Origin of the sequence: Ornithinibacillus contaminans, assembly GCF_001038425.2 — a bacterium.
Classification (GTDB): Bacteria; Bacillota; Bacilli; order Bacillales; family Amphibacillaceae; genus Ornithinibacillus; species Ornithinibacillus contaminans.
Map to the genome: position 1 here is coordinate 63,607 of NZ_LDPV02000044.1, position 23,987 is coordinate 87,593.

The 23,987-nt window shown below is 38.6% G+C and carries 22 protein-coding genes, 2 tRNA genes and 1 rRNA gene; 5 read left to right on the plus strand and 20 right to left on the minus strand.

Annotation, left to right across the window (positions count from 1 at the left end):
• The first annotated feature begins 90 nt into the window (after positions 1–90).
• A complete protein-coding gene (locus tag JF53_RS11060) occupies positions 91–303 on the plus strand; it encodes a hypothetical protein (RefSeq protein ID WP_047979548.1) in 213 nt (70 codons plus the stop codon).
• A gap of 100 nt (positions 304–403) precedes the next feature.
• Here the strand turns inward: JF53_RS11060 and JF53_RS11065 are convergent, their stop codons facing one another.
• The 11 genes from JF53_RS11065 to groES form a co-directional block, all read right to left on the minus strand.
• Positions 404–1,033, minus strand: a complete 630-nt coding sequence (locus JF53_RS11065; protein ID WP_047979547.1) for a class D sortase — start codon at positions 1,031–1,033, stop codon at positions 404–406.
• 78 nt (positions 1,034–1,111) lie between these two features.
• Positions 1,112–3,058 carry a leucine-rich repeat domain-containing protein gene (locus tag JF53_RS11070; RefSeq protein ID WP_053071813.1) on the minus strand — a complete coding sequence of 649 codons (1,947 nt, stop codon included), beginning with the start codon at positions 3,056–3,058 and terminating at the stop codon, positions 1,112–1,114.
• Between the two features lie 178 nt (positions 3,059–3,236).
• A complete protein-coding gene (locus JF53_RS11075) occupies positions 3,237–3,836 on the minus strand; it encodes a response regulator transcription factor (protein WP_047979546.1) in 600 nt (199 codons plus the stop codon).
• 36 nt (positions 3,837–3,872) lie between these two features.
• The gene (locus JF53_RS11080) at positions 3,873–5,639 is read right to left on the minus strand and encodes a sensor histidine kinase (RefSeq protein WP_047979545.1); all 1,767 of its coding nucleotides are present in this window, start codon (positions 5,637–5,639) and stop codon (positions 3,873–3,875) included.
• Positions 5,640–5,850: 211 nt separating this feature from the next.
• The gene (gene manA / locus JF53_RS11085; protein ID WP_047979597.1) at positions 5,851–6,807 is read right to left on the minus strand and encodes a mannose-6-phosphate isomerase, class I; all 957 of its coding nucleotides are present in this window, start codon (positions 6,805–6,807) and stop codon (positions 5,851–5,853) included.
• 31 nt (positions 6,808–6,838) lie between these two features.
• Positions 6,839–8,755, minus strand: coding sequence for a fructose-specific PTS transporter subunit EIIC (locus JF53_RS11090; protein WP_047979544.1), 1,917 nt, complete (start codon positions 8,753–8,755; stop codon positions 6,839–6,841).
• A 170-nt stretch (positions 8,756–8,925) separates the two neighbouring features.
• A complete protein-coding gene (locus tag JF53_RS11095; protein WP_047979543.1) occupies positions 8,926–10,845 on the minus strand; it encodes a BglG family transcription antiterminator in 1,920 nt (639 codons plus the stop codon).
• A gap of 132 nt (positions 10,846–10,977) precedes the next feature.
• Positions 10,978–11,730: a hypothetical protein gene (locus JF53_RS11100; RefSeq protein WP_047979542.1), complete on the minus strand. Its 753-nt coding sequence runs from the start codon at positions 11,728–11,730 to the stop codon at positions 10,978–10,980.
• A gap of 248 nt (positions 11,731–11,978) precedes the next feature.
• The gene (locus JF53_RS11105) at positions 11,979–12,572 is read right to left on the minus strand and encodes a YdeI/OmpD-associated family protein (RefSeq protein WP_047979541.1); all 594 of its coding nucleotides are present in this window, start codon (positions 12,570–12,572) and stop codon (positions 11,979–11,981) included.
• Positions 12,573–12,854: 282 nt separating this feature from the next.
• On the minus strand, positions 12,855–14,477 hold the full coding sequence (groL, locus tag JF53_RS11110; protein WP_047979540.1) for a chaperonin GroEL: 1,623 nt from the start codon (positions 14,475–14,477) through the stop codon (positions 12,855–12,857).
• A gap of 63 nt (positions 14,478–14,540) precedes the next feature.
• Positions 14,541–14,825, minus strand: coding sequence for a co-chaperone GroES (gene groES, locus JF53_RS11115; RefSeq protein WP_047979539.1), 285 nt, complete (start codon positions 14,823–14,825; stop codon positions 14,541–14,543).
• A gap of 247 nt (positions 14,826–15,072) precedes the next feature.
• On the opposite strand from groES, the gene JF53_RS11120 reads away from it, so the two are divergent.
• From JF53_RS11120 to JF53_RS11130, 3 genes are all read left to right on the plus strand, one after another.
• Positions 15,073–15,789: a CPBP family intramembrane glutamic endopeptidase gene (locus JF53_RS11120; RefSeq protein ID WP_047979538.1), complete on the plus strand. Its 717-nt coding sequence runs from the start codon at positions 15,073–15,075 to the stop codon at positions 15,787–15,789.
• 3 nt (positions 15,790–15,792) lie between these two features.
• Entirely contained in the window at positions 15,793–15,993 is a 201-nt protein-coding gene (locus JF53_RS11125) for a YdiK family protein (RefSeq protein ID WP_047979537.1), read from the plus strand.
• A 169-nt stretch (positions 15,994–16,162) separates the two neighbouring features.
• The gene (locus JF53_RS11130; RefSeq protein ID WP_047979536.1) at positions 16,163–16,609 is read left to right on the plus strand and encodes a hypothetical protein; all 447 of its coding nucleotides are present in this window, start codon (positions 16,163–16,165) and stop codon (positions 16,607–16,609) included.
• Here JF53_RS11130 and JF53_RS11135 read toward each other — a convergent pair.
• Positions 16,606–17,256 carry a redox-sensing transcriptional repressor Rex gene (locus tag JF53_RS11135; protein ID WP_047979535.1) on the minus strand — a complete coding sequence of 217 codons (651 nt, stop codon included), beginning with the start codon at positions 17,254–17,256 and terminating at the stop codon, positions 16,606–16,608. The two genes, JF53_RS11130 and JF53_RS11135, sit on opposite strands and share 4 nt — an antisense overlap.
• A gap of 204 nt (positions 17,257–17,460) precedes the next feature.
• Here JF53_RS11135 and JF53_RS11140 point away from each other — a divergent pair, with 204 nt between their 5' ends.
• Positions 17,461–19,386 carry an ABC-F family ATP-binding cassette domain-containing protein gene (locus tag JF53_RS11140; protein ID WP_047979534.1) on the plus strand — a complete coding sequence of 642 codons (1,926 nt, stop codon included), beginning with the start codon at positions 17,461–17,463 and terminating at the stop codon, positions 19,384–19,386.
• Between the two features lie 471 nt (positions 19,387–19,857).
• Here JF53_RS11140 and tsaD read toward each other — a convergent pair whose 3' ends face one another.
• From tsaD to rrf, 8 genes are all read right to left on the minus strand, one after another.
• The gene (gene tsaD, locus JF53_RS11145; protein ID WP_047979533.1) at positions 19,858–20,868 is read right to left on the minus strand and encodes a tRNA (adenosine(37)-N6)-threonylcarbamoyltransferase complex transferase subunit TsaD; all 1,011 of its coding nucleotides are present in this window, start codon (positions 20,866–20,868) and stop codon (positions 19,858–19,860) included.
• Positions 20,865–21,314: a ribosomal protein S18-alanine N-acetyltransferase gene (rimI, locus tag JF53_RS11150; RefSeq protein WP_047979532.1), complete on the minus strand. Its 450-nt coding sequence runs from the start codon at positions 21,312–21,314 to the stop codon at positions 20,865–20,867. Before rimI ends, tsaD begins: the two co-directional genes overlap by 4 nt.
• Positions 21,307–22,011, minus strand: a complete 705-nt coding sequence (gene tsaB / locus JF53_RS11155; RefSeq protein WP_047979531.1) for a tRNA (adenosine(37)-N6)-threonylcarbamoyltransferase complex dimerization subunit type 1 TsaB — start codon at positions 22,009–22,011, stop codon at positions 21,307–21,309. The genes rimI and tsaB overlap by 8 nt, the downstream gene beginning before the upstream one ends.
• A gap of 17 nt (positions 22,012–22,028) precedes the next feature.
• On the minus strand, positions 22,029–22,481 hold the full coding sequence (tsaE, locus tag JF53_RS11160; RefSeq protein ID WP_047979530.1) for a tRNA (adenosine(37)-N6)-threonylcarbamoyltransferase complex ATPase subunit type 1 TsaE: 453 nt from the start codon (positions 22,479–22,481) through the stop codon (positions 22,029–22,031).
• A gap of 4 nt (positions 22,482–22,485) precedes the next feature.
• The gene (thiL, locus tag JF53_RS11165; protein ID WP_047979529.1) at positions 22,486–23,457 is read right to left on the minus strand and encodes a thiamine-phosphate kinase; all 972 of its coding nucleotides are present in this window, start codon (positions 23,455–23,457) and stop codon (positions 22,486–22,488) included.
• Between the two features lie 134 nt (positions 23,458–23,591).
• A tRNA-Asp gene (locus JF53_RS11170) sits at positions 23,592–23,668 on the minus strand.
• A 98-nt stretch (positions 23,669–23,766) separates the two neighbouring features.
• Positions 23,767–23,843, minus strand: a tRNA-Met gene (locus JF53_RS11175).
• Between the two features lie 37 nt (positions 23,844–23,880).
• Positions 23,881–23,987 (minus strand): 5S ribosomal RNA (gene rrf, locus JF53_RS11180); the annotation flags it as partial.

Sequence of the window (23,987 nt, forward strand, 5' to 3'; positions counted from 1 at the left end):
CTACTGATGTGGACGGTCTAGCGGAGATACTACTCCATCAGAATATTTATCCGGCTATAGCTCACACTACTAACAGGAGGTGCTTCGTATATGAGCGATAATAAGGATAAAACACCGGAAAAATTAAAGGTTGAGCTTGGTGGTATGGGGCTTTATGGCACTACAGGTAATGGAAAAATCGGAGGCTACTCGATGTCAGGTGATATTGAGAATGCCGGTCAGCTTGATAAAGGATTTAAGAAACATGATGATGAATCAGGAGCAATTGCTTCTCGTGATGATTCTAACGCTAGGGACGATTGATTCCTATAAATAAAAAAGTGTCCTTTCTATTATTGTTACGGTAATAGAAAGGACCAATTTACTATCATAGACTAATTATATTAACACTGCTCCACACGTTTTATTCCGCTGCTACCAGATTTGATTGGACAGGTTTTGCATAAATAATATACCGTTCTGGCGCATCGCCTATAAAATTGAATGGGTAGCAAGTAGTTAACGTCAATAATTCATCTGGTGCTGTTGAGCGAATAACGTTACGATCAGCAGCATCTACAATGTCAGTGCTTGTTACTTCATAGCTGTAGGCTGCGTCTGGCATTTCAATGATAATTTGATCACCGACTACTAGATCGCCTAAATTTTGGAACACTGTCTCCCGATGACCAGAAAGGACAATTTGGTCCTGTTGGGTTGGATAGGCTGATCCAATATAATGCCCTACCCCTTTTTTAAGTTCCTCTTGATCTGTTCCCTCAATAATTGGAAGTTCTGCTTCTATACTAGGAATAAGTAAGACACCAAACACTTCCCCTTTTTCATATTGATAGGTTATAGGATAATCCTTATTAGCGTTTACTGGTACTGGAGACTCTGATAGTACATTGGATTTCGCTATATCTAGTGCCTTCGCTTGAGCCATTTTACTATCTATTAATTGCCATGATCCATATACAATAATTACGATTCCACATGTAAGAAGGAGTGCAACAATTATTTTTATACCGAGTTTTTTTGCCTTTGGTACCATAAAAATTCCATCTCCTTTTTAACAGTTTCATGTACTAGTAAAAAGCTTTCTTCCTACAAGCAGGAAGTAAATCCGGTATTACGCTCTTTCTTTTCTAATCTGATAAGCTATTATTCCAACAGCTAACAAAATGAATAATGAACCAAACATAATCCAGTTAAGGGTATTCGTTGCAGTATTCGGTAGTTCATTACCTTCATTTGTTCCATTGCTTTCTTTTTTCACACCTGTTTGATCATCGTTTTCGACTTCTCTCTCAAATACAGTATACGTACTAAAGTGAGTTGTTTCGGCCGTAACGACACCATTAGCATAAGTTCCGCCAATATATTCCCATTCCCCAGTAGTTTCATTGAGGTACCAAACTTTAACGTTGTCGCCATTCGTAACAGCTGTTTCATCAACAGTAAATGTAAGGGTTACTGGTGAAGCGAACTCTGAAATGTTTCCATCAGCAGTTTCGATTGTGAAATCATACGTAGCAGCTAGTGCGCCTTCTACTTTTGCTAATCTTTCCACTACTAGATTGACATCCTCACTATCCCCTAGGATACTAGCCGGGATGGAAACAGTAGCATCTTCCCTTGCAATTTCAATCGACACATTATTTTCCTGTAGCATTTTAACTTGCTCGCTCGTTAATTGGACGCTTACTTGATTATCTTGATAATCTTTTAAATCAAGCACAAGCTGTCCATTCGTTTGTACCGAATTAATATCTTCATAGGTAATTGTCGCCGTTTTACCTACAACTGTTGGCTTTGCAATTACTTTTTCCGTAGCTTTTACGTCTTCTGCCTTCACGTTGAATGTTACAGATTCAGGTCCACCACTATTTAGTAAATTAAAGTTAAAATCGACTCTAATCTCATATTTTTTACCTTTTTCTAAGTTTTTAAAGGTATATTCTGTCACCTTTGGATCATCGATAACCGCCACTTGTTTACCATCTAAGAATAATGTAAGGTTATTCGAAACTTGTTTCGTATTTTCAAAGATAGACCAATCAATGGTGATTGAATTGCTTGTTACTTTTTTTGTATTGAATTTGATAACCGTATCGCGGTCCAGTATAACACTCACATTCTTCTTTAGTAATGTTTGAATGTCTTGATAGGCAACGGAACCTTTGCTAAGATTTAAGGGATTTTGTTCCAATGCAACTCCGAATAAACCAGATAAATCAGTAATTGCTTTAACATTCGTAATTTTGTTGTTTGAAAGTAATAACATCTGTAAGTTTTTGAGTTTTGCTAACGGTGATATGTCCGAGATATTATTTCCGCTTAAATCCAACCAAAATATATTCGTTAATTTTTCAAGCCCTGCGATAGTTGAAATGTTATTATTATCTAAGTTTAAGCTACTCAATTTCGTTAGCTTACTTAGTGAAGAAACATCCTTAACACTATTACCTGACAAATAAAGTGTCGTAAGCTGGGATAATTTGTCGATCCCTACTAAATCACTAATCTTGTTGTTTGATAACGTAAGGGTTGTTAAACTTGTTAACCCTGTTAATCCTGATAGCTTACTAACATTGTTATTTGAAAGATCCAGGCTTACTAAGTTAGATAGCTTACCGAATGCAGAAACATCACTTATACCATTTCCTTGTAATGATAAATAACTTACATTTTGTAATCCTGAAGTGATCTCCACTAAATTTGAATTAGAAACTTCATTGTTGTTTACTGTTAATGAGTCTACGTATTCTAAGTCGCTAATGGGACTAAAATCTGCTATTGCACTTGATTCGATAGAAATAGATTCTAAGTTTACCGCGTGCTCTAACCCCTTAAGACTGGTTATTTTCACACTAGCATCCGTATAAATTTCATATAATCCTAATAAATCTTCCTCTGTAACATCGTCCAAACCTAATTGACTAGATACTACCTCTGCTAAATTATCGTCTTCAAAAACAACTTTGTCTCCCGCTGCTGCTTCTGCTTGATTACTAAAACTAATCTGTGCTACTACCCCAACTACTAGAGCTAACACGGAAAATTTAATCTTTTTCATAACGTTTCTCCTCTCACTTTTTTCATCCACGTATTATGTAGAATAATGTCTAATATTGGTTCACTAGTAGCAGTATACAGATTAGCCGTACACTTGAGATGTAACGAAAGTAATGGTTTTACTATTTTTTTCAAAACAAAAGAGCCTCTGTAGGCTCTTCTCCAATTTTGTATAGGTACTAGTTTATCAGGTTATGCAATTTTGCAACGACCGTCGCTTGTACTCTGTTTTTCACCTGAAGCTTCCCAAAAATATTAACGAGATGGTTTTTTACCGTTCCTTCTGTTAATGCATAGGTCGAGGCGATCTCCTTGTTTGACATGCCATCACTTAACAAGCGTAATATTTCTACTTCTCTTTTGGTTAGCGATTCTGTAAGTGGCGGGAGTGCCTCTGTTCCACTGCCATCTTGTTCTACGGAATTTTCTAGGAGAATCCGCTCGATTGTTTGCTGCAGTCTCGTTTGCGACAACGGCTTTACAATGTAATCATAGGCATATACGTCAAAAGCAGAAAGTGCATATTCCTTATGAGACGTGACGAAAACGAGTCTAATTTGGTTTCCTGCTTCTCGTAAACGCTTGGCAAAATCAAGACCACTTTCCCATGGCATACTAATATCAACAAACGCTATGTCGACCTCATTGTTTCGCAAAAAGGAAAACGCCTCTGTCGTATCGAAAAAACTTCCGACAATTTCGACCTGATTAACTTTCGCCAGCATCTTCTTCATGATTAAGTGCATCGCTTTTTCATCATCGATTATTATTACTTTCAATCATGCTCACCCTTTCCTATTGCTTAGCCATGTTAGCTATCCGTCGGTCGGTATGGGGATGGAAAAATAGAAGGTGCTCCCTAAATCCGGCACACTCTCGAACCACATTTTCCCGCCGTTCACTTGAACAAAGTGCTTACATAATGATAATCCTAAGCCAATCCCTCTCTCACCTGCAGTTCCAAGAGATGATGTTGGTATCTCTTCATCCTGTAATAATGTCCGCGCCTTATCCGGAAGTATACCTTTTCCAGTATCACTGATGGCAACTACCGCTTTTCCATCTGAGTTCTCTGCTTTTATTCGGATTGTTCCATTATGGTCGGTGAATTTAATCGCATTGGATAATATATTTCGAATGATCAAGTCTAGCATTTCCTTATCTGCTAGGATAACCAAATCTTCCGGAATCTCCATAATCATATTAATTTGCTTTCGCTCCCGCTGGATACGAAGTAAATCCATATTGCTTTTAAAAGCTTTCGCCAAATTCCAAGAAACCGGATTAAATGTCATCCCACCCTTTTGACTTCTAAACCAGTCCAGCAATCCTTCAACTAATGTAAATGTATTTCGAATTTGCTTTTCCATTTCCTCGGTTACATCATCCTGCTTCTCTCCACGTACTTCCAATTCATCTCGTTGTATTTCAGCTAAATTCATCAGGATGGAAAGCGGGTCTCGTATATCGTGGGCAATTACTGTAAACATTTTATCCTTGAAGGCATTCAATTCACTCAATTGTTGTGCACTCGAGATTAATCTTTCCTCTGCCAGGACCGTTTCGGTAATATCGGATAACATTAGCATTCTTCCAACAGGATTCTGCTTTTTATCCAAAACATCGGAAATATATACGTGATAATAGTTCGTGTTTTGCTGTTTTTGTAGTTTTATTTTTTGATGCTTAACAAATCCAGCTTCGATCATTTCCGATAGCTCTGGATACTTTGAAAGGAATGGAACGACTTCTTGTCCCAAAACCTTTTTATCTTGTAACTCTGGAAAGATCTGCTTAGCAGAGAGATTAAAACTACTGATTGTATTATCAAGATCCAATACAATAACAGCATCCTTCATCGATTCAAATACCTTTTTCAAGGCGTAAGGTACCAGATTCAGCATATTAAATTGGTAAATTCCCCACATAAAGAAAACCCCAGAGAAAAGAAATCCTATCGGAGAGATATCCAAAGGCTTTAGGACACCACTTAAATAGATAATGGTTATTCCAAATGGGCCACAGGAACCTATCAACATTAAAATTACTTGCTTTTTCAAATGAGCTTGTACGTTGACTAACATATTGACAAGCAGTGCCATTCCAATTAGGACAAGAAGGTAATTATAAACGGTATGCAGCATGTAAAACGGACCAGCGGTAGTGGACACTAACAAAAACCCCATTGTTTCCGTCATTTCCATATCCCGATAGAATAAGTGGTGCCAATCATTTGTGTAATGACTGATGAAGGTGATAATAGGCACAATGGCCATGATATAAAATACCCATTTTCGGAGAAAAATTTTACTATTGGTATATAATGCAATCGTAAAAAACCATAACAACACGCCAAATGAAATTCCAATATACTCAATCTTTAGCCAGAACTTTATTTGCTCCAGGTCAGTGCTCATTATTTCAAAGGCATATCCAAACGTGTAAAGCGCACTTGCCAGCAAGCCAAAGAAAAAACAAAAGGCAACCGTATTTTCTCTTCTTCGCCATGCCAGGACGGCAATATATAAGTTACAAGCTGTGACTATTAATAACAGCAGAAATAAATAATAGTTGTAGGTCATTGGACTTTTCCCCTATGGTTTCCTGTTTTTATTTAATGATACCATTAAATTGTGTGGCTATAGATATTTTTTTAATTAAACCATGGTAGAGATAGTCCTCACGAAAAAAGAAGGTTTTCTCACGACATTAATTAGTTGTGGAAAACCTTCCTTATATTACCTAAGATTTTATTGTCCAAGTTAAATTCAGGGCGTGGAGAGTGTTACCCCATCACACATGCGATACAATAAACTCAGCATCCCCAGACAGATGATAGTCTTTAACACCATACGGAAGAATAAAATGGTCTCCTTTTCCTAAAGGAAACGTATTGCCCTCTACTGTAATTGTAGCATTCCCTTCTATCACACTAACCTGTAAAAAGTCCTGTTCTAGCTTCAAGGCAGCATCACCAGTTAACTTCCAATGATAAACAGTAAAATACTCCGCTTCCGTTAGCTTCTTAATAGCTAGATCTTCCACTGTGACCTCTTGCTGGTCGCTTGCCACATCTTGATGTGGCACAGTAGTCACTTCAATGGATCTATCTAAGTGTAGCTCGCGCTTTTGACCATTCGCGTCGGTACGATCGTAGTCATAAACGCGATACGTAATATCAGAGCTTTGCTGTGTTTCGAGAATCACAATTCCTTTTCCTATCGCATGAATAGTACCACTCGGAACATAGACAAAATCGCCAGCCTTAACCTTTTTACGGCGTAATAATTTGTCCCATTCCCCGTCATCAACCAGCTGCGTCAGTTCTTCCTTCGTTTTCGCATGGTGGCCAATAACAAGTTCCGCATCTTCTTCTACACTAATCACATACCAGCACTCTGTCTTGCCATACGGCACCCCTTCTACTTGCTGTGCAAATGTATCATCTGGGTGTACTTGTACGGAAAGGTCAGCATCAGCATCCAAAATTTTCACCAGTAATGGATACTCCTCCTGGTTGGACGGAATCTTATTAAATAGTTCTCCATGATTTTCCCATGCATCTGCAAGCGTTTTTCCTGCAAGATCGCCATTCGCGATTATACTAGAACCGTGGGGATGCGCAGAGATTACCCACGCTTCCCCAGTCTTCTCATTCGGAATATCATAGTTGAATTCAGTACGGAGCTTCTGTCCACCCCAAATTCGCTCTTGAAAAACAGGCTGTAAAAATATCGGTTCTCTATAAATTTTAATCACCTCATACAATGTGTAGCTTTTATTATTGAATATCCTCTAGCAATGTCATTGCTTCTGATTTAGAGGCTACTTGAAGCAACTGATTACGATAGTCTTCATCCATTAGCTTTCTGGATAACATTTGTAATATCCTTAAGTGGGCATCTCCAGCACTCTCTTCTGGAACAGCAATCATAAAGATAAGCTTTGCATCGCTACCATCTAAGCTGCCCCAATCCACGCCATCACGCTTAATCCCAAACGCTACAGCTGGACGTTTAACGGCATTTGTTTTTCCGTGTGGAATTGCAATGTTCATGCCTAATCCAGTGGAGCTTTGATTTTCACGGTCAAGAATCGCTTGCTTATACACTTGCTTTGATTCTAAAATACCTGCAGCATCAAGTCTTTCAATTAGCTCATCAATTACCTCATCACGTGTCGTACCGTTTAATTCAGGCACTAATAAACGCTGATCAGTAATATCCACTAATCGATGAATCTCTGTTGTTTCAGAAGTTTTTACCGTTGTTTCTTCTTTCTTAGTGCTCTTTACTGTTGTAGCACCTTCTACATCTTTTTTCAAAAAGTTAACTAGGAATGCCGTTACTAGTATACCAGCTATTGCTGCAATAAAGAACATCACAACATTATCGACTGCACCTAATAGTGCTACAATTGGTCCACCATGTGCAACTTTATCGCCAACACTACCAATCATCGCGATTACCGAACCTACCATAGAACCTACCACAATACTAGGAATAACGCGTAGTGGATCTTGTGCTGCGAATGGAATCGCACCTTCTGTAATCCCGAAGAATCCCATTGTTAATGATGCTTTACCTGCTTCTCTTTCGTTTGCTTGATACTTTTTCTTATTAAGCAATGTTGCAAGACCCATTCCAATCGGTGGAATACAGATTGCAACTGCAATTGGCCCCATAATTTCATAGTTTCCTTCTGCAATCATCGCAGAACCAAATAAGAATGCTACTTTATTGAATGGTCCACCCATATCGACAGCAATCATACCACCAAGAATAATCGCAAGTAAGATAGAACTTGCACCTTGCATGCCTGATAGCCAAGTTGTTAATCCTTCGAATACTTGTGCAACTGGTGCACCGATTACAAAGATAAATAGTAATCCAACAATCACGGATGAAATAATAGGGATAAAAATAATTGGCATTACTGGTTGTAGTGCTTTAGGAACTTTTATTTTCTTAATACCAAGTGCAACGTAACCTGCTAAGAAACCGGCGATAATACCACCGATAAATCCAGCACCTGCTTCACTTCCATAAAAACTACCAGTAGCAGCGATGTAACCACCAATCATACCTGGTACAAGACCTGGACGATCCGCAATACTTACCGCAATAAACCCTGCTAAAATTGGTACCATGAACATAAATGCTGTACTTCCAAGACTTTCAATTTGTTTCCAAATCGAATCCTCTGGAATAACAATTCCACCTGGTGTTTGTTCTCCACCTAGTGTTAGTGCAAGCGCAATCAAAAGTCCGCCAACGACGATAAATGGAATCATATACGATACACCATTCATCAAATGCTTATAAATAGGGTTTTCTTTTTGTTTACGTTTTTGTTTAATTTCCTCTGGCGTTTTTAAGCCTTCTTGATAAACCGGTGCATCACCAGCTTGAATACGATTAATTAGTTCTTTTGGATTACGGATACCATCTTGGACACCGGTTACAATTAATTTCTTTCCAATAAAACGTTCTTTTGAAATTTCTTTATCCGCAGCAATGATAATACCATCTGCCTCCGCAATATCTTGCTCGGTTAGTACATTTTCCGCTCCAATTGAACCTTGTGTTTCTACTTTTATATCAATACCCAGCTCTTCTCCTGCTTTTTGTAAATTCTCAGCAGCCATATACGTATGGGCGATCCCAACTGGACAAGCTGTAACAGCTAATACCTTCATTCTATATACCTCCTATATACACTTAATGTAATTGCTTACATTTAGTATAGCGTAGAATATATAGGTAATTAGTTCGGATTATTACCAGAAGCTGTGGTAAAAATGGATTATTACCGGAAGTATAATGAAAGCAAAACGAAAGGAGAGAAAAATCATCATTCTTCTCTCCTCTACTTAATCTGTTCTAAAAATTCCTTTACTTGTTTTGATTCTATTAACCCCTGTACAGCTGATGGATCCTCACTGAATCCGACAATTTGGCTAATCGCTCCTCGATTCAGCTTTTGAACCTGATTCGAAATCGCTAGCATAAAGACAACGGATACTTGTTCATTTCCCCATTCGATTGGTTGTTTTAACACCGCAACAGCAATCGCAGACTGAATAACCGTGGTGGGAACACCATGCGGAATGGCGATTCCTCCCCCAATTGATGTAGCAGATTTTCTTTCTCGTACAAGTGCACTATGAATAAATTCTTTCTCAACAAACCCTTTTTGATAGAGTGTATTCCCTAACATTTCGATTACTTGAAGTGGGTGTTCTTTAGCCACATCTAGATGTACGAGGTCCCCACGAATTAGAGATGGCAATACAGCCTCTTTCGTACCGGATTCTTGCTTGGCCTCCAATGAAACCATAAATTGATTGAGTTTTTCTTTGTCGCGAGCTTCCAACAACGGCGAGACCATCACATACGGAACATTTACTCTCTCTAACTCCACTGTTGAAATAATAAGATCCACCACATGCTTTTTCAAATAATCCTGGGTATCAGCCTTTCCGATACACGCAACAACTTGTAAATCCTGATAATAATGTTCAATCTTTGCTTGCAATAAATGGGACATACCGACACCTAGATGACACACAATTAATGTCCTCCGTTGTTTCTCCCGCTTTCCTTCTAACCGTTCAATAGAAGCTTGAAAATGAAGAACTAAGTAAGCCGCTTCATCTTCCGGAACATCTAATCCGTGCTTGTCATTAATGTCATCCAATGCGATCATCACCATATTAAACAGGTATGGGTACATTTTTTTAATATCGGATAAGAGAGGATTGGTGATAGGGAATCCATACTTAATCCGGTTAATAACCGAATAAATATGTACCGCTAACCCCTTTTTTAAGATGGAATCCTTTTCGAAGGAATATAACGTAAGATTTCCAAGTTTCGTCATTAAATCTGTAATTACTTGCACTAAAAATTCATCTTGTATGATGTTGTTATCTTCTGTATCCTCTTTCTTTTTGGCACTAATTAAATGCCAGGTAAAATAAATTAGCTCATCCTCTGGAAATTTAATCTTAAATGCGGCCTCCAGCTGTTCTAAAAACCAGGTTGCATAGTCGTATTCTTTGTATGAATAAACGGCTTCCTTTTCCAAACTCGGAACTTTTACAGGAGATTTTTGCCGTGTCCGTTTAATCATGATAAGCGCATGCACAAGTAAACTTTCCACTGCCCCGTCTGTAAATGGTGATGGATAGTTCTGCCCTAGTTCGTTTAATACGTGTTGTACTGTTTCGATTTCATAAGGTAAAAATAGATCAAGCACATAGCTTTTATCAGCTGTAATAGAGGATATCAATTCGGATAAATGCGCTAGTGCACTACGTTTTTGCAGCTCTGTCCCCTGAACCACATTTCCTACCCTAGGCTTTGATATTAGCTCTAGATTATAGCTTTCCAACCACGTTGCAATGGTATCTAATTCTTTTTTCACGATTGTTTTTGAAACATAATAACGCTTCGCTAATTCATCTATCGTAACCGCTTTATTACTTACCAATAATAGATAAGCAATTTCAAAGAAACGATCTTCCTCTGTTTTTTGTTCGTAGGATACTAGCTTTTGAAATATAGCAGACCGATCAGATTCCGTAATCTCAAGTGTGATCCCAATTCCAGGCTGTCGTTTCAGAGTAGCACTAGGATAGTCAGCTAACCACTCTTCTATCCGTTTCAAATCATTACGTACCGTTTTTTCTGAGCAGTCCACCTCCTCAGCTAAATCAACAAGATTAACGATTTGTCCATTTTTTATTACTAATGATCGAAGTAATTCCTTCTGTCGTGTGTTCAAGACTACACCACCGTTACGAAAATTCATTCCGCTATTCATAGTTTGCAAGAATAATGATAGCGTTTTATCTAGTTTAAACTGTACCAGCAAATAGGTATGTAGACAACTATTGTCATGGAGACCGTTTGGATTTCATCCCTTTTGTTGCGAGATGATGTACTTTATACCTGCATTGGAGGTTCGAAAAACGTTTACATTTGCAATATCGATTGTTAATTTTTTTGCTAACTCTGGCTTTAATCCTACTATTATCGATTGAACACCCATTAGCGATAAAGCAGAAATCATTTGATTAATATGTATTTCTTGATTCCATTCTCTTATTTCACTAAAGTCAATCAAGATATAATCTACTTCTCTCGTGCCACAATGATGTAATAGTTTTTCTAAAATGATTTCAAATCGAACATTATCAACGAGACCAAGAAGTGGGATAGCATATGTTTTATCCCAAACATGTAGTAATGGGGCAGAAAGTTCTTGTATAAGCGAATTTTTTCTTTGCTCTTCTTGAACAGTCGTCGTGACGTCCATCAGCATAACGACATAGCCAATGATTGCTTCATTCTCTCTCATGGGACTAATGATAATATCAGCAATATAGTGGTCTTTAATGTTAATTCTTGCTCTATGAGTATTGGATAACTTGCCCATAATCTTGTGCTGATATTCTGGATTTTCATGAAAATGATTCATGTTTTTTCCAATAAAATCTTCTACGCTTTCTAGATCATAAAGTGTAGCAATATCCTTGAACAGCTTTACTCCTGTTTCATTAATCCATAATATATTGTAATCAGTATCGGCAATAATGATATTTTCTTTTATTGCTTCTAGCACTGTTTTCGAATTATTAAAAGCTGATAGACTACCTACAGAACTCAATTCAACTTCACTTCTTTCTTGAATATATAGATTTTTGGTTATTTTTTAATTGTATCGTATTATAATACTTTATCCAACAAGCATTTGCACCTGTAATCTTACTCCTATTTTTGTCCTGAGAATTTTCCCTCTCAGTTCCTCGAGAGAAATATGTTTTACTGCATAAAAAAACAAAGTCTTGAACGTGGTTGCTCCTCTTTCAAGACTTCGTTTTCTTGTAGATGCACAGATTCAAATACATGCAGGCACTAATCATTTAATCCTAATCCCTCAAGGATTTGCGGCACATATTTTTCAATTCTTGCTTCACGAGTTTTGGATTGCTTCGCTTTAGAAAAATAATAAATATACGCTCGCTGGCGCCCTGGCGTCAATTCTTCAAAAGCAGTTTTCAATGCAGGAATTTCCTCGAACTTTTGTTGAAGCTCATCAGGAATGGGATATTCGTTCGTTTCCTTAAGCTTCACTGTCAAACCAGCTTTTTCCACTTCAATAGCTTGTTTTATATAGGATTTCAAGATAGCTTCCATGTCAACAATCTGTTGAAGATTGGTGAAACGAATTTGGCGATCTGCTTGTACATTCTCCGTTTGTTGAATTAATATCTCGTGAGGATCTTGCAACAAGGCACCTTTGTGAAAAAGAAACGCACAATACTCTTTAAATCCATGGATTAAGACAACATTCTTATTCTCATACATGTAACAAGGATGCATCCACTTAATATCTTCCGTTAAATTACAGTCCAGAACGATAGCTCTAAGTGCCTCAAATTCTTCCTTCCACTTGGTGGCTTTTCTTAGGAATCCATCAACTTTAGGACTTTTATTGCTTTCTGGCATTCTGGTACACCTCACTTATATTATTCCCTGCTACTTTTGGATTTTTACTTTAATATACAGCAGTCCTAGTATTCTTTCTACCCTTCGTCATGATTAATCACCGTTCAAGGCATACAACATTATCAGTGTAACGCATATCGAGATTCGTACATACAAAAAAAGTCTTTCATCAGTTTAGTAAACAGATGAAAGACTTTTTAGATAAGCTGTTTATTAAGTAATAAAGTCAGCAATCAACTTTATTTTCATTTGAAAACATTACCTATCGAGGCTTAATGATGATTACATCATGCCGCCCATTCCACCCATATCCGGCATTCCGCCACCAGCATTCTCTTCAGGAATGTCTGCTACTACCGCTTCAGTAGTTAAGAACATAGCTGCTACAGATGCTGCGTTTTGTAATGCAGAACGAGTAACTTTTGTTGGGTCAACAATTCCAGTTTCAACCATGTTTACCCACTCGCCAGTTGCTGCGTTGAAACCAACGCCAACTGCTTCGCCTTTTAGACGCTCAACAATAACAGATCCTTCAAGACCAGCATTGTGTGCGATTTGACGTACTGGCTCTTCGATAGCACGTAGAACGATGCTTACACCAGTTGCTTCATCACCTTCTAGTGATAATTTAGCAATGTTGTTGTAAACGTTAAGTAGTGCAGTACCACCACCAGCTACGATACCTTCTTCAACTGCTGCACGAGTTGAGTTCAATGCATCTTCAATGCGTAGTTTGCGTTCTTTTAGCTCAGTTTCAGTTGCAGCTCCAACTTTGATTACTGCTACACCACCAGCTAATTTCGCAAGACGCTCTTGTAATTTTTCTTTATCGAATTCTGAAGTTGTTTCTTCTGCTTGTGCACGGATTTGTGCAACACGAGAAGAGATAGCTTCTGGGCTTCCAGAACCTTCAACGATTGTTGTGTTTTCTTTCGTTACAACAATTTTAGAAGCATGACCTAGTTGCTCAAGTGTTGCTGTCTTAAGCTCTAAACCAAGATCTTCTGTAATCACTTGACCACCAGTTAGGATTGCGATGTCTTCTAGCATTGCTTTACGACGATCACCGAATCCAGGTGCTTTAACAGCTACCGCATTAAATGAACCACGAAGTTTATTTAATACTAATGTAGGAAGTGCTTCCCCTTCTACATCTTCAGCAATGATTAATAGTGGTTTACCTTGTTGAACAACTTGCTCAAGCAATGGTAAGATTTCTTGGATGCTGCTGATTTTCTTATCAGTAATTAGAATGTATGGATTTTCAAGGACTGCTTCCATCTTATCTTGGTCTGTAACCATGTATGGAGAAGCATAGCCACGGTCAAATTGCATACCTTCTACAACTTCTAATTCCGTAGTGAATCCTTTTGATTCTTCGATTGTGATAACACCGTCGTTACCAACACGCTCCATTGCTTCAGCGATTAGGTTACCAACTTCTTCGTCAGCAGCTGAAATCGCAGCAACTTGTGCGATAGATTCTTTGCTTTCTACAGGTTTTGAGATAGCTTGTAGCTCTTCAACTGCAGTAGCAACCGCTTTTTCGATACCGCGCCGGATACCTACTGGGTTTGCGCCAGAAGTTACGTTTTTCAAGCCTTCACGAATCATCGCTTGTGCTAATACCGTTGCAGTTGTTGTACCATCACCAGCAACATCATTTGTTTTAGAAGCAACTTCTGATACTAATTGTGCTCCCATATTTTCGAATGGATCTTCTAATTCGATTTCTTTAGCAATTGTTACACCATCGTTCGTTATTAGTGGTGAACCGAACTTTTTATCTAAAACCACGTTACGTCCTTTTGGTCCTAATGTTACTTTTACAGCATTTGCTAATGTATCTACCCCACGAAGCATTGCGCTACGTGCGTCTTCACTAAATTTAATTTCTTTAGCCATTTGAAATGCCCTCCTTAGAATTATTGAATATCAATTTATGTGGTAAACTTGCTTAAAATTTTATTATTCTACTACTGCTAAAATGTCGCTCTCGCGTAGAATTAAGTATTCAGTTCCATCGTATTTCACTTCTGTTCCAGCAAATTTCGAGAAAATGATACGATCACCTTCTGAAACTTCAAGCGCAACTTTCTCCCCGCTTTCTGTTACACGGCCAGTACCTACTGCAACAACGCGACCTTCCTGTGGCTTTTCCTTTGCAGAGTCTGGAAGTACGATACCGCTTGCAGTTTTCACTTCTTGCTCAACAAGCTCGATTACAACACGATCTCCTAGTGGTTTAATCATGTAGACAACCTCCTTAATTCCTTTTCGATTTTTTATTGTTAGCACTCGATGTGTTTGAGTGCTAATTCCAATTAATATAATAATTAATTTTATTTTTTTTTGCAAGTAATGTGTAATCGATTTTTTTATTTTTTTCTTGTCCAAGATGATACTATTATAATGTATTACTTGAATATGATAAAATACACAGGAATCGTTTTATATAAATAAGTATCAACTCATGTAGACTTTTAAGGAGCTGTTATTATTGCCTAAACGTTATTGGTGGGTGATTCTTACCTACATCATCACACAACTATCCGGAATTATTTTTCTACCTATTCTATTTCCAATTTTTCCAGGACATCGAGCTGAAGTATTCATTTACTACACGATAGTTAGTTTTGTAGTTGGATTATTGGTGACTTTATATTTGTTGAGACCAGATATGAAAAAGGTTGAGACTCGTGCTAAGACAACAACAGGTAGCTTAGTAATTTGGGCTGTATTAGGGGTATTCATGGCTTATTTCGCACAAGGAATTGCTGCGATTATTGAAACCCAAGTGTTCGGAATTGAAACTGGATCGGAAAACACCCAGGATATTATGAACATTACGCGCACGATTCCATTATTCGCTATCATCCCTGCAATAATTGCACCTATATTAGAGGAAGTTATTTTTCGAAAAATAATATTTGGAACACTATATATGCATATGAATTTCTTTCTAGCTGCACTTCTCTCTGCCTTTGCCTTTGGGATTATTCACGGGGAACCTGAACATTTATTAATTTATGCATCGATGGGATTTGTGTTTGCCTTTTTATATGTCAAAACGAAAACGATCATCGTGCCAATTATTGTTCACATGGCATTGAATTCAATCTCCGTCATCGTACAATTTTCCTTAACACCAGAGGATATCGAACGCATGCAGCAGCAATTGGATCAAGTCCAGATGGTTCTTATCGGAGGTTTTTAAGTTATGCGATTTAAAGCAAGAACACTTTCGTTTATCTATTTTGCGATGGGGATACTGTTTATTTACGCAGCAGTACGGAGTGTCGATGATTCAGGCTGGAGCTTTATCACCATTCTCTTAGCCTGTATTGCGACGTTGGATTTCGGTGCTGGTATTCAGTATTTACGGTTGCATTTTAAGATAAAGAAGATTAAGAAGAGATAATGTCGAAACAAAAGTAAGATCAAATCGTAAAATGATTTGATCTTACTTTTGTTTTACCTGTAAATGCATGTTAATTTTCTGTTAAATTATTTTCTGCTTAATATTCTTTTGATAATCCGTGTTATGCTATTTGAGTCACAAGTTCCATACATATTGGGGAGGAATATTAATGAGAAAATTACTATCAGCTGCATTGTCTACAATTTTATTCGCTATCATAATTTCTTGGATTTTCCATACACCTAGATCCCAACAGAATCCTAATGATGATTTTTTTGGTTTTTCTGTACTAGTTAATGTGATCCTTCTATATACTGGGCCTGTTTATTTTCTGGCTGGAATACCGATATCCATCCTGATAGAAAAATTGGTTCATAGAAATTACAACTATTCACGATTAGGGCGTTACTTTATACAATTAGGTCTCTATTCGTTTTTTGGAGTACTTGTAAGTAGCCTCTCTCTCATCGTATCTTTTTCTCTGAATTTCAATCTATCCGACCACCTTTCACTTTCTCTATATGGCATTCTTGCATCTACTATTTATTTTCATTTGCTTTTGCTGCTTAACACTGTAAATAAGAATCAAAAAAAAGAGACCCCTAAGGCCTCTTAATCTGTCTGTTCTAACTCTAATGGATAATGCTTCAAGAAATAAACTAGTGACTGCAATTCAATTGCCAGATCAATATGATGCACACGTACATCATCCGGCACCGTAATACGAGCTGGGGTGAAATTAAGTATTCCTTTAATGCCCTCCCCTATTAATCGTTCGGTAACACGGTCCGCTTCTAACGCTGGAATCGTCAAAATAGCAACCTTGATGCCATTTAATTTTTCCTCTAAATCATCGATGTGATAAATCGGTACGCCACCAACTTCTCCACCAACCTTATTCGGATCTGCATCAAACGCTCTAACAATTTGTGTATTATTGTTTTTCATAAAGTTATAGTTTAAAAAAGCGGTACCAAGATTACCAACACCGATAAGAGCAACCTCCGTTACTTCATCCTGATCAAGTGTCTTTCGAAAGAAGCCGAGTAAATATTCAACATTATAGCCGTACCCTTTTTTACCGAGTGCACCGAAATAAGAAAAATCCCTTCGGATCGTCGCAGAATCTACCTTCACCGCGTCACTTAATTCCTTAGACGAAACACGCGTTTTCCCTTGCATTTGTAAATTATTTAAAAAACGGTAGTACAGCGGAAGTCGTTTCGCCGTAGCTTGTGGTATTTTATGTTGTTCCAAGCTGATTTCCTCCTTATCTCTAAAGCCAAACTAAATGACCCGTACGAATAAAACGCTTTAATATTATGGTTCACAAATTTTTCGATTGATTTACCTTTCTCTATTTTATCAGATATTTCCATAGAAGTCGTGATTAATTTCACAATTGTACAATTGTATTGCTCGATTACTTCATTATAAGATACACTTATACTACTAGAGGTGAGCATTATGATAATCATGCAAGTAAATGATATCTCCAAGTCATTTGGAGCTGAAGAAATATTAGCGAATATAAAACTTGAGATAAAAGATAAAGATAGAATCGCCATCGTTGGACGAAACGGAGCGGGAAAATCAACGCTTCTGAAAATAATGGCAGGTGAAATGTCACACGATACGGGCGATATTATCAGGCCTAAGGATCTTACTCTCGGCTATTTATCCCAGCATACAGGGCTAGAGTCGGTAAATACCATTTGGGAAGAAATGCTCGAGGTTTTCCAAAATTTAATTTCACAGGAAAAAAAGCTTCGTTCCTTAGAAGCACGTATGGCCCAGACTGACCAGCTAGATCCGGACGTTGCTGCCAAGTTATTAGAAGAATATGACCGCTTGCAGGTTCAATTCGAAACGAGTGGCGGATATAGCTACGAATCGGAAATCAAAACGGTATTAGCTGGATTAAATTTTCTCGATTATGATGATCAAACGCCGATCAATGAATTAAGTGGTGGACAAAAAACTCGTCTCGCACTCGGTAAATTACTATTAAAGAAACCGAGTCTTCTAATTCTGGATGAGCCAACCAACCATCTTGATATCGAAACATTGTCTTGGCTGGAAAAATATTTAACCAGCTATCCTGGCGCAGTTGTGATCGTATCCCATGACCGCTATTTCCTTGATAAAACCGTCTCAATCGTCTATGAAATCTCTCGTCACCGCACAAAGAAATATCACGGAACATACAGTGATTTCCTTACTCAAAAGGCATTAAACTATGAACAAGAAATGAAAGAATTCGATAAGCAACAAACCGAGATTAAGAAGTTAGAAGATTTCATTCAGCGCAATATCGTACGAGCTTCCACCACAAAGCGTGCCCAGAGTAGACGAAAGCAATTAGAAAAAATGGATAAAATGGATCGACCATTAGGAGATGAATCCTCCGCTTCCATCACGTTTGAGATTACTAAACGTACTGGAAATGATGTATTAAAAATACAAGATCTCTCTTTTCGATATGAAGACGAAGAAAGACCCTTATTTAATCACGTCTCCTTCGATGTATCGCGCGGTGAGAGCATTGCCTTAGTTGGTCCAAACGGTGTTGGAAAAACAACATTATTAAAGAATATATTAGGAACACTAACACCTAGTAATGGAAAAATACAGCTTGGCACCAATGTGCAAATTGGCTACTACGACCAGGAACAAGCCAACCTTAGCTCTACTAAAACCGTACTCCAAGAGCTCTGGGATGAATATCCTACCGTAAATGAAAAGGACATTCGGACTATCCTCGGAAACTTCCTTTTTTCCGGTGATGATGTGTTGAAGCTAGTAAAATCCCTCAGTGGTGGAGAAAAAGCCCGTCTAGCACTTGCAAAACTGCGAATGCAAAAAGCGAACTTACTAATTCTCGATGAGCCGACCAACCACTTGGATATTGATAGTAAAGAAATTCTCGAGGCTGCACTAATTGATTTTCCTGGAACGATTATCTTTGTATCCCATGACCGATACTTTATAAACAAAATTGCGGATAGAGTAGTGGAAATGCAACAAGGTGGCGCCACTGTTTATCTCGGCGACTATGACTACTATTTGGAGAAAAAACAAGAGGAAGCTGAGCTCGCGCAATTACAAGCCGAAAAGGAAATCAAACCAATTCAAAATGAGAAGAAATTAAGCTTTAAAGAGGAAAAGAAGCTTCAAAGCGAACAGCGAAAACGTGAACGCAGAATTGCTTCCATTGAGGAAATGATTGAGAAACTAGAAGAAGAGCTCGTTTCTCTTGAAGTAAAAATGACAGAGCCAGAAGTGTATGAAAATCACGAAAAAGCATTAGAATACACGAACAAGACAACGAACGTCAAACAAGAAATTGAGCAATTAATGGAAGAATGGACCGAATTACAGGACGATGAATAATCACAGAGCCTAGGACATAAGTAAAATGAAAAGGAAAAAATTACGAACAATGCACTAATTCAGCGTAGGGAATATACGGAGACTCCTACGGGAAGACAGGCCTAGGTGAGACCCCGCAGTGATGCGCCTGCGTCTTATAGAATCGCTACGTAGCGGTCTTCCTCGGCGCAAGGCAGCGAAGAAGCTTATTCACAAGTAGTAGCCTGGCTCATCAGCCGCCCGTAGAAAGCGGAGTATATTCCCGAAGCGGGCATTACGCGCGATTTCGGATTTTATCTTGTTAAAAGTACTTATGTCCAAAGCTCTTTGTTATCCACAGAAACCAGTAACGATAATCCCTATAAATACTAATTATCAACATAGTTATACACATTATCCACAATAATTTACAAGGTTATCCACTATTTTGTTAACAACATAAACAGGTTAACACCGCGAACTATAAAAAATATCCACAATCAATGTGGATATCTATTTTAAGACTAGTGATGGATTTGCATTTAAGTCTAACCCAGAACGCTTCCCTTGTTCATAATTAATCGTCCCAGCAGCCGCAATCATGGCTGCATTATCGGTACAAAGCCTCAGTGGCGGGATTAACAACGGGATATCTGTTTCAGCGAACTTAGCTTCAAGTTCTTTCCGTAAGCCTTTATTTGCCGCAACACCACCAGCAACAATGACTTGCTTCACCCCATATTGTTTTGCTGCCTTCACGGTTTTCGCTACTAATACGTCGATTACGCTCGCCTGGAAACTAGCAGCGATATCTTCTGGCTTCAATGTAATCCCTTTTTGTTTCGCATTGTGGATTCTGTTAATAACTGCTGACTTTAAACCGCTAAAACTAAAGTCAAAGCTATCTTCCTCAAGCCATGCTCTCGGAAAGTCAATAGACACTTTGCCTTCTGCCGCTAATCGGTCGATATGTGGTCCACCTGGGTACGGTAAATTCAGCATACGCGCTACTTTATCATAGGCTTCCCCCGCTGCATCATCCCGTGTTTCCCCAATTACTTCATAGCTACCATGCTCCTTCATGAGAACCAACTCAGTATGCCCTCCAGAAACGATAAGCGCTAATAACGGAAACTGGAATTCTTCCTCTAAGCGATTGGCATAGATGTGCCCGGCAATATGATGAACACCAACTAATGGTTTATTTTTAGCAAATGCTAATGCCTTCGCCGCGTTCACGCCAATTAAAAGTGCTCCAACTAAGCCTGGCCCCTCTGTAACGGTAATCGCATCTATTTCGTCCCAGCTTAACCCAGACTCCTGAAATGCTTCTTCCAAAACAAGTGTAATCTGCTCCACATGATGCCTAGAAGCAATCTCAGGCACAACGCCACCAAAGCGTTTATGACTTTCAATTTGCGAAGCCACAACATTCGAAATGATTTCCCGACCATTTTTTACAATAGCAACTGCCGTCTCATCACAGCTCGTTTCAATTCCTAATATATATGTATCCTTCTTCATCCTATATTCACCCACATAACTATTGCATCTTCATTATTGTCCGTATAATAATTTTTCCGAACCCCACCAGGGACAAGCCCAAACTTTCGGTACATCCGCTGTGCTACAATATTTGTAACTCTTACCTCTAACGATAGCCGGCTAACACCCATACCAACTGCCTGTTGCATGGCGAAACCAAATAATTTTTCCCCTAATTTATTTCCACGATACCCTGGCATAATCGCGATATTCGTAATCTGCGCATCATCTAACACAACCCACATACCGACATAACCAATTACCTTTTGATTAATCGTCAGCACATAATAATAGGCATGCTGATTTTGAGTAATCTCCTGTTCAAATATATATTCTTGCCATGGAGAGGAAAACGATGCTATCTCAACAGACATGACTTGATTAATATCCGATAGCTCCATTTTTCGTATTACTAACTCAGCCATTGCTTTTTTCCTGCTGACTAGTAATCCAATTTGCCTCAGCTTCTGCTAATCGTAAGTAATTAGGCGTTAGAGCATGGGTATTGTCAGCCTCATGATAGTTTGCCGCAATGACTAAATCGGACGGTCTTGTCATATGATAAGCTTTCTCTGGTATGACAGCATCGTCTCCCAGTTTTTCACGAATGACATCAGCATGTTTTTCAATATCTGGACTTAAAAATAACACTTCACGCTTCATTTCCGATAGTCTATCCAACCAATCGGTAAATTGGATGTTCTGTTCGCTTTCCACTAGCACCAGCTGATCACCTTTAACCTCATATAAACCTGTAAACACCAGACCTCGTCGTGCATCAAAAAATGGACAGATTAACGAATTAGAAAACCTACCTTGATAGGCAAGTCCTTCTAAGCTCGATACCCCGACAACTGGAATCCCGAGTGACCACGCTAACGTCTTGGCAGTTGTAAGACCAATACGTACACCTGTATACGATCCTGGTCCTTTTACCACAACAATTTTATCTAACTGCTCTGGTAAAAGGTTTACTTCCTTCATTACATAATCAATGGCTGGCATTAACCGTACCGAATGGTTTTTAGAAATATTCGTTACGATTTCACCAATTACTTCATTTTCTTTCATAATAGATACACCTAATGCCTGATTGGATGTATCAATTGCAAGTATATACATATCAGGTAACTCCTTCTTTACGACAATGATTCGATAATTGATTCAAAATGTGCACCGCAAGCAGTAAATTCAATTACTCGTGACTGCTCGTCCTGATAGTTTATCGTTATATCCAAACGCTCCTCTGGAAGAAAATCCTCAATAAATTGTGCCCATTCCACAACAGCTATTCCATTCCCATTAAAATACTCATCAAAACCAATATCCTCATCTGATCCTTCTAAGCGATAGACATCCATATGGTAAAGTGGCAATTTGCCCTCATACTCTTTTACTATAGTAAACGTAGGACTACTTAAGGTTCGCGTAATTCCTAACGCTTTCGCAATACCCTTTGTAAAAGTTGTCTTGCCAGCTCCTAAATCACCTTCAAGTGTTATTACATCACCAGGTGTTAAACGGTTAGCCAATTTCTCTGCAACCGCAATGGTTTCTTCTGCGGTATTTGTTGTTATGATTAGTTGCGACATTGTTTCACCTACTTAAATGGTTATATCCTTTTTTCTCTAATTGTTCTATTTTACCATTCTTTTTCTTTAAAAACACCTGTCCTAGCCGTGAGTTGGTAGCGACATAACCAATGTTTGTCACCCTTAGATTCAATTGTGCTGCAGCATCTTGCACCTGTGCCCAATTTTCCTTCGGTACTGTTCCAACTATTTCATAATCCTCTCCACCAAACAGCTTCCATTTATCCTGTAAAGCAGCTTCAAATTGCTTAAAAGAAGAATGGACAGGTAAATCCTCATCATTCAAATATATTGTGACATTGGAAGCCTCAGCAATCTCATGTGCTTCACTAGCTATCCCATCACTTATGTCATTTAAACAAAGCCTTGATATGTCTTGTAATGCAAGCGCAAATAGGACACGTGGGCTAGGCAATTGGTGACGCTTGATAAAGTAATCAGAGTCTATGTATTCCCCAGCATTGGTTAACATATGTAACCCCGCCTGCGAATCTCCAAGTGTACCAGTAGCAAAAACAATATCCCCATCACTCGCGTGGCTACGGTACCTCGCTTTACCTGTTGGCACATACCCGATGACTGTAATAGAAATAACTAATTCCTTCCCAGAAACGGTATCGCCACCAATTAGATCCATCTTATAGTTTGCAGCAAGGTCCTTCATTCCTTTATAAATTGTGTCTATCTCTTCCATCGACCAGTGCGGAGGAATCGATATACCTACTAAGTAAAAAGCAGGTTCAGCTGCCATTGCTGCTAAGTCACTAAGATTAGAGGCTAGTGCTTTATAGCCAATATGATAGGGATCCATGGTATGCCTTGCAAAATGAACATTTTCCACAAACATATCCTTTGCGGTTACAATGTCTGCTGCCTGTTGTCTAAATACAGCCGCATCATCACCAATACCTTGCACTAGTGAGGCTTGGCTATACGCTGATTGTTCGATTGATTTTATAAAAGAAAACTCGTCCATTATTCACGCCTCTTTCCATATGGCTAAATCCATAATAGCAAAAAGAAACGGTATTAACTATTAATCCTATCTATTACATAAAAAAACACATGATCTCCGGAGATATCATGTGTGTATCGATTATTTTATAAAAATGGCGGTCCGGACGGGACTCGAACCCGCGACCTCCTGCGTGACAGGCAGGCATTCTAACCAACTGAACTACCGGACCACTATGTAAATTATTTCAAAATAATTTAGTTGCATTTTACAGTACTATTGCTTTCCAACTAGCTGAGAAGTATTTCAACGTAGTGAGTTGGAATAAATTGGTTGCGGGGGCAGGATTTGAACCTACGACCTTCGGGTTATGAGCCCGACGAGCTACCAGACTGCTCCACCCCGCGATATTAAAAAGTATTTATCTTTGAATATAATAATATTGCCTGGCGGCGTCCTACTCTCGCAGGGGCAATGCCCCAACTACCATCGGCGCTGAGAAGCTTAACTTCTGTGTTCGGTATGGGAACAGGTGTGACCTTCTCGCCATC